The sequence below is a fragment of the Mesorhizobium sp. M2A.F.Ca.ET.037.01.1.1 genome (assembly GCF_003998075.1).
Classification (GTDB): domain Bacteria; phylum Pseudomonadota; class Alphaproteobacteria; order Rhizobiales; family Rhizobiaceae; genus Mesorhizobium.
This window is the reverse complement of sequence record NZ_RZSA01000349.1, coordinates 1-6,054: the sequence shown is the minus strand read 5'-3', so window position 1 is coordinate 6,054 and position 6,054 is coordinate 1. Positions and strand designations below refer to the sequence as shown.

6 protein-coding genes are annotated in these 6,054 nt (G+C 63.1%); 1 reads left to right on the top strand and 5 read right to left on the bottom strand.

The window, feature by feature from the left end; genetic code table 11:
- The 3 genes from EOA27_RS18170 to EOA27_RS18160 form a co-directional block, all read right to left on the bottom strand.
- On the bottom strand, positions 1-867 hold an 867-nt coding region (locus EOA27_RS18170), incomplete at its 3' end, for an ABC transporter ATP-binding protein (RefSeq protein ID WP_145970396.1).
- Positions 868-904: 37 nt separating this feature from the next.
- Positions 905-1,726, bottom strand: a complete 822-nt coding sequence (locus tag EOA27_RS18165; RefSeq protein WP_127256829.1) for an ABC transporter permease — start codon at positions 1,724-1,726, stop codon at positions 905-907.
- Entirely contained in the window at positions 1,723-2,640 is a 918-nt protein-coding gene (locus tag EOA27_RS18160; protein ID WP_127256827.1) for an ABC transporter permease, read from the bottom strand. Before EOA27_RS18160 ends, EOA27_RS18165 begins: the two co-directional genes overlap by 4 nt.
- A 387-nt stretch (positions 2,641-3,027) precedes the next feature.
- On the opposite strand from EOA27_RS18160, the gene EOA27_RS18155 reads away from it, so the two are divergent.
- Positions 3,028-4,446 carry an aminotransferase gene (locus EOA27_RS18155; RefSeq protein WP_126080898.1) on the top strand — a complete coding sequence of 473 codons (1,419 nt, stop codon included), beginning with the start codon at positions 3,028-3,030 and terminating at the stop codon, positions 4,444-4,446.
- Positions 4,447-4,486: 40 nt separating this feature from the next.
- Here EOA27_RS18155 and EOA27_RS18150 read toward each other — a convergent pair whose 3' ends face one another.
- Both EOA27_RS18150 and EOA27_RS18145 read right to left on the bottom strand, forming a co-directional pair.
- Positions 4,487-5,689: an aromatic ring-hydroxylating dioxygenase subunit alpha gene (locus tag EOA27_RS18150; RefSeq protein WP_126080899.1), complete on the bottom strand. Its 1,203-nt coding sequence runs from the start codon at positions 5,687-5,689 to the stop codon at positions 4,487-4,489.
- Positions 5,690-5,716: 27 nt separating this feature from the next.
- Positions 5,717-6,054: hypothetical protein (locus EOA27_RS18145; protein WP_210214154.1), on the bottom strand; the 338-nt coding region annotated here is incomplete at its 5' end.

Here is a 6,054-nt window from a genome sequence, read left to right as displayed (position 1 = left end):
GTCCCACAGAACGCGCAGGCGTTCGGGCCGGATGCCGAGCGTCGCCGCGCCGCCGTTGCGCATGAAAGCCTTCGGCTTGTCGGTCCTGACGCGGCCGAAGCCCAGCGTGTCCAGCACCAGCGAAGCGCCGTTCTCCTCGACGATCTCGGCCTTGACGAAGTTCATGCCGCCTAGGAAGTCGGCGACCTGGCGGTTGACCGGGCGCTGGTAGATCTCCTTCGGCGAGGCGACCTGCGCGATGCGGCCGCCGAACATCACGGCGATGCGGTCAGACATAGCCAAGGCCTCGTACTGGTCGTGAGTGACCAACACGAAGGTGATGCCGACCGCCTGCTGCAGGCGGCGCAATTCGACCTGCATCTGCTCGCGCAGCTTCTTGTCGAGGGCCGAGAGCGGTTCGTCGAGCAGCAGCACCTTCGGCTGCATGACCAGCGCCCGGGCCAAAGCCACGCGCTGGCGCTGGCCGCCGGAAAGCTCGGTGGCGCGGCGCTTGCCGAGGCCGGTGAGCGAGACCTGGGCCAGCGCCTCCTCGACGCGGCGTTCTTCTTCGCCGCCCCGCAGCTTCAGCCGCTTCAGCCCGTAGGCGACGTTCTGCTCGACATTGAGATGTGGGAAGATCGCATAGCTCTGGAAGACCATGTTGGTGGGCCGCCGGTTGGCGGGAATGCCGTCCATCGGCTGGCCGTCGACGGCGATCGAGCCGCTGCTCGGCGTGTCGAAACCGGCGATCATGCGCAATAGCGTGGTCTTGCCGCAGCCTGAGGGCCCGAGCAGCGAAAAGAACTCACCTTCGCGGATCGCCAGGGAGGCGTTGTCCAGCGCCTTGAACGATCCGTAGCTGCGGGTGACGTCGCGGATGTCGATCATGGTGCGGTGGGATTGGATGCGCTCGGACTGGACCCGCTCAAGCATGGAGGCCTCCCTCGTTCTGGGTGCGTCTCGCCGCGCGGCGGCGCAGGATTTCGGCAATTGTCATCAGCGCGAAGGACGCCAACAGCAACAAGGTGCCGAGCGCCAGCACACCAGGAAGCTTGGCCGCGAAACGCAACTGGCCCCAGATGTAGATCGGCAGCGTCGCCTCGGTGCCGGTAAGGAAGAAGGCGATGATGAATTCGTCGAGCGAGATGGTGAAGCAGACGAGCAGGCTGGAGATGATTGCCGGCGCCACCATGGGCAGTGTCACCCGCCGGAAAGTGCCGAAGGCGCTTTCGCCGAGATCGGCGGAGGCCTCCTCCAGGCTGCGGTCGAAGCCTTCGAAGCCGGAGGTCAGGACGGTCATCGAATAGGGGATGCAGACCAGCACATGGCCGAGCACCACGGTGAACAGCGACAGGCTGAGGCCCAGCTGCAGCATGATCAGCAGCATGGAGATGGCGACGATCACCTCGGGCAGCACCAGCGGCGCCATGATCAGACCGTTGATGGCGCGGCGGCCGGGGTAGCGATAGCGGGTGATCGAGCGGGCGGCGAGGATGCCGAGCACCGTCGACAGGATCGAGGCGGAGACGCCGACGATCAGGCTGTTCCAGGTCGCGTCGATCAGCGCCGGCGTTTTCGGCAGGTCCTCGTACCAGTGCAGCGTGACGCCAGAGAGCGGGAATTTCGGTGTCGCCGCCGTGTTGATCGAGAAGATCGGCAGGAAGATCACCGGCAGATAGAGGAACAGGACGTAGAGCGTGGCGTAGCTCGACAGCCATCCCGGCCGGAAACGTCTTGTTGCCGTCATCGCGCCAACCTTTGTAAAGCGCGAATGATCAGCACCGTGGCGCCGGCCATCAGCGAGACGATGACCATCGTGGTGACCGAGAGCGCAGCACCCAGCGGCCAGTTCGACGCCTTGCCGAACTGCGCCTGGATGGCGTTGGCGATCATGACGCCGTCCTTGCCGCCGACCAGCTTCGGCGTGACATAGTCGCCGACGGTCGGGATCATCACGATCAGCGCCGCCGAGATGACGCCGGGCGCCGACAGCGGCAGGGTGACGCGCAGGAAGGAGCGCAGCGGCCCGTCGCCGAGATCGGTCGCCGCTTCGACCAGCGTGCGGTCGACCTTCTCCAGCGAAACGAAGATCGGCAGGATGGCGAAGGTCGCCCAGGCATGGGTGAGCGTGATGATGACGGCGGTGGAATTGTAGAGCAGCGCGTCCGACGGCTCGCTGATGATGCCAAGGCCCATCAGGCCGGAATTCAACACGCCATTGTAGCCAAGGATCACCTTCCACGACATCACGCGCAGCAGGTAGCTCGTCCAGAACGGGATGGTGATGAGGAACAGCCACAGGCTTTTGTGGCGGCCGCCATGGAAGGAAATGAAATAGGCGATCGGGTAGGCGAGCGCCACCGTCAACAGGCTGACCGTCAGCGAGATGTAGAGCGAGCGCCAGAGCAGGTCGCGGTAGATCGGCTCGGTCAGCGCGATCCGGTAGTTCTCCAGGGTGAAGGTGTGGTCGATGGTGAGATAGTTCTGCGTCCAGAAGGAATGGGCGATAACGACCAGGATCGGCAGGACGAGAAGAATAAGGGCGTAGACAAAGGTGGGACTGATCAGGGCAAAGCCCTGGACGGCTTCCGACTGCAGAAGGGGATTTCGTCTGGCCCCCGCCATGCGCAACGGGGGCGACCCTTCCGCGGCAACCGTCATTGCAGCGCTCCGGGCGTGATTTCGGTAGCTGGCTCGGACTGTCCCGCCATTCGGCCTTCCCATTCGCTAGGATAACGTTCCGCTAGATCGTTATCCTGGCCTAACTCCTCGTTGAGCATGATCTTATCCGAAAACCGGTTCCCACTTTTCGGGATCATGCCTTGGCGCCGGCCGCCTGTTCCCGATTTATGCTTGGAGCGCGATCGCTCCTAGCTTGCCAGCTTTCTTTCATCATGAGCGCATCCGCCGATTGAAATCAAGCGCTATTTCTGCGATATTGATTGAACGGATATTCAAAATATAGCGACAGAAAGCCGAGTTTCCATGGTCTTCCGCGTCGTTCGATGTTCGGTAAGAATTCGGCAACTCTGGCGATGCGAGGCGAAGATGGCGGCTCAAAGCAAGATCAAGGCAAGCGAACTGATCGGGCCTGGCGATGACGATGCGGTCGAGCTTGCCAAGCGCCATCTCGTCCAGCCCTGGCCCTATGCCGGCTCGGTCGGCGCCGAGGCGCGCACGCTGATCGGCGAGGGCGACGGCATCTACATCACCGACGCCTCCGGCAAGCGGCTGATCGACGGCCCGGCCGGCATGTGGTGCATCAATGTCGGGCACCGCCGCGAGGAGCTGGCCAAGGTCATGTACGACCAGGCGATGGCGCTCTCCTACAACACCCCGTGGTACACTATGAACGCGCCATCGGCTGAGCTTGCCCGCCGCATCGCCGATGCGGCGCCCGGCGACCTCAGCCACACCTTCTTCACCACCGGCGGATCATCGGCGGTGGAGACGGCGCTGCGCTTCATGCAGTTCTGCAACAATGTGCGCGGACGGCCGGAGAAGAAGCTGATCCTCAGCCGTGGCGGCGCCTATCACGGTTCGACCTATCTCTCGGCCTCGCTCAACGGTCGTCCGCGCGATCACGACTGGATGGACGGCGCAAGCGATCTGGTGATCAAGCTTTCCTCGCCCGATCCGTTCCGCCGGCCCAAAGGCATGAGCGTTGCCGCCTTCACCGACTTCCTGGTTGATCAGTTCCGCGACACGATCGCGCGCGTCGGCGCCGACCGCATCGGCGCTTTTGTCGGCGAGCCGGTGCAGGCCTCGGGCGGCGTCGTCGTGCCGCCGGACGGGTATCTGAAGCGCATCCGCCAGATCTGCCGCGAGAACGATATCCTCTATGTCTCGGACGAGGTGGTGACCGGCTTCGGCCGGCTCGGCCATGTCTTCGCCTCCGGCGATGTGTTCGGCATCGATCCGGACATGATCACCTTCGCCAAGGGGATCACGTCGGGCTATTTCCCGCTCGGCGGCGTCATCATGTCCGAGCGGCTGCTGGAAGAGCTGCGCCGCTCCAACCATCCCGACGCATTGTTCGGTCATGGCCTCACCTACACGAGCCATCCGATCGGCTGCGCGGTGGCGCTGAAGAATCTCGACCTGCTGGAAGAGGGCGTGCTTCAGCACACCCGCGAGATCGCGCCCTATTTCCAGGCGCAGTTGAAGACGCTTGAAGAGCTGCCGCTGGTCGGCGAGGTGCGCGGCGTCGGCCTCATGGCTTGCGTCGAATGCGTGGCCGATCGCGAAAGCAAGGATCCGCTGCAACTCGACAAGAATGTCGGCAAACGCATCGACGCGCATTGCCACGAGCTCGGCCTTCTGGTGCGGCCGCTGATCAACATGTGCGTGATGTCGCCGCCGCTGATCATCACCAGGGAGCAGGTCGACGACATGGTGGCGATCCTGCGCGAAGGGATTTCGCGGACTATGGATGATTTGCGGAAGGAAGGCGTCTGGCGGGGGTAAAGTCTTTCCTTCTCCCCGCTTTACGGGGAGAAGGAAGAGCTCATCCCCTCGACCGCAGCGCGTCGTTCAGTCCCCACATGTCCTTTTCCTCGGGCGCCGTCTCCAGGTTCAGCACCGGGACCTGCCTGCGCAGATGGTCGTGGTGGGTGCGCACGCCGTACTCCAAATCCGACAAGTAGAAGCCTTCAAAAGCCTCCGACAGCATGGATTCGTTCGACCACACCGAAAGCTGCACGTCCTCGTTCATGGTGTCGCGGTCGATGCGGTACGCAAGGTAGCGCGCCGCCGCCTGTTCGCGGGTCTCGTCCTTGTGGCGGTAGATGGCGCCGCGCAGCAGCGTCTCGCCGGTCGACAGCGGGAACTCCTGATAGAATTGGACGGATTCCGGCATGATCGACAGCGCGTTGTTGGGGAAGATGCCGTAATAGATCCAGGCCTTGCGCAGATGCTCCGGCAGATGCGTGGCCTCGGGCGCGAGCTTGATGTATTCGCGCACGCTCCAGCGCCGGCCGGCATGTGGATTGTAGGTGGCGAAGGAGCGCGACACGCCATTGATGAAAGGCTCGTCGAAATAGGTGGCGCCGTAGAGGTCCTGCAGCGCCGGATGCGCCATGGCGACGTGATAGCCTTCATTGTCGACGTCGCGCACCGACTTCCAGTTGACCGGCGATTTCTGGGTCCAGATGCCCCAGGACGGCACCATGTCGGCGACGTTGTAATGCGCCATCTCGGCTTCGATCGGCTTGAGCAGCTCGGCCACCGAGGGCTGCGGGCCGCCCTTGCGGAAGCGGATGAAGATGAACCCCATCCAGATTTCGAGGTCGAGCGGCATCAGGCCGAACTCGGTCTTGTCGAGCTCGGGGAAGGAGCGCGGACGGGCAGCGCCGCGCAGCGTGCCGTCGAGATTGTAGACCCAGCCGTGGAACGGGCAGACCAGCGCGTTCTTGCAGCTGCCCTGGCTGTCGGCTACGACGCGGCTGCCGCGGTGGCGGCACATGTTGTTGAAGGCGCGCACGACGCCGTCCTTGCCGCGCACGATCAGCGCGCGTTCGCCGATGACGTCCATGGTCAAATAGTCGCCCGGTTTCGGCACGTCGGAGACATGGCCGGCGATCTGCCAGTGATTGCGAAAGACATATTCCTTCTCGAGCTCGAGAAGGGCGTTGGAATGGTAGCTCCACCCCGGCAAACCCCGCCGGTCCCAATCGTTGGGGATCGCCACGTCACGGAGGTGCGGGTTCATCGGAATGCTCTTCTTTTTGTTGAATACTCATTCAATATAGACATATTTTCCATTGAAATGCAACGGCTTGTAGGAATATGGAAATGCCAAGGCTGTAAGTTCGACCTCGTCTGGGCCGGAAAAATCCCGTAGAATCCGGGCCTTAATCGAGGAAGCGGAACGGCGGTTGCGAGCGCCGGTGCCCGCGTCGGAAAGGGCATGTTTCGATTGATGCCGAGCTGCGGCAGACGACAGCGACGCGCTCGATACAAGCATTGCTGTGTGAGGCTGTTTACAGTCGGGCAGGCGCGACAGGCGCATAGCTGCGCCAACCAGCTTCGATAGTCGGTCGAATGGTTGCCGTGGATCGGAAGGCCGCACCGCTC

What these genes read in the sequence shown, in the direction of transcription:
- EOA27_RS18160 (WP_127256827.1), bottom strand. Translation starts at nt 2,640, where the DNA reads ATGACGGTTGCCGCGGAAGGGTCGCCCCCGTTGCGCATGGCGGGGGCC.
- EOA27_RS18165 (WP_127256829.1), bottom strand. Translation starts at nt 1,726, where the DNA reads ATGACGGCAACAAGACGTTTCCGGCCGGGATGGCTGTCGAGCTACGCC.
- EOA27_RS18150 (WP_126080899.1), bottom strand. Translation starts at nt 5,689, where the DNA reads ATGAACCCGCACCTCCGTGACGTGGCGATCCCCAACGATTGGGACCGG.
- EOA27_RS18155 (WP_126080898.1), top strand. Translation starts at nt 3,028, where the DNA reads ATGGCGGCTCAAAGCAAGATCAAGGCAAGCGAACTGATCGGGCCTGGC.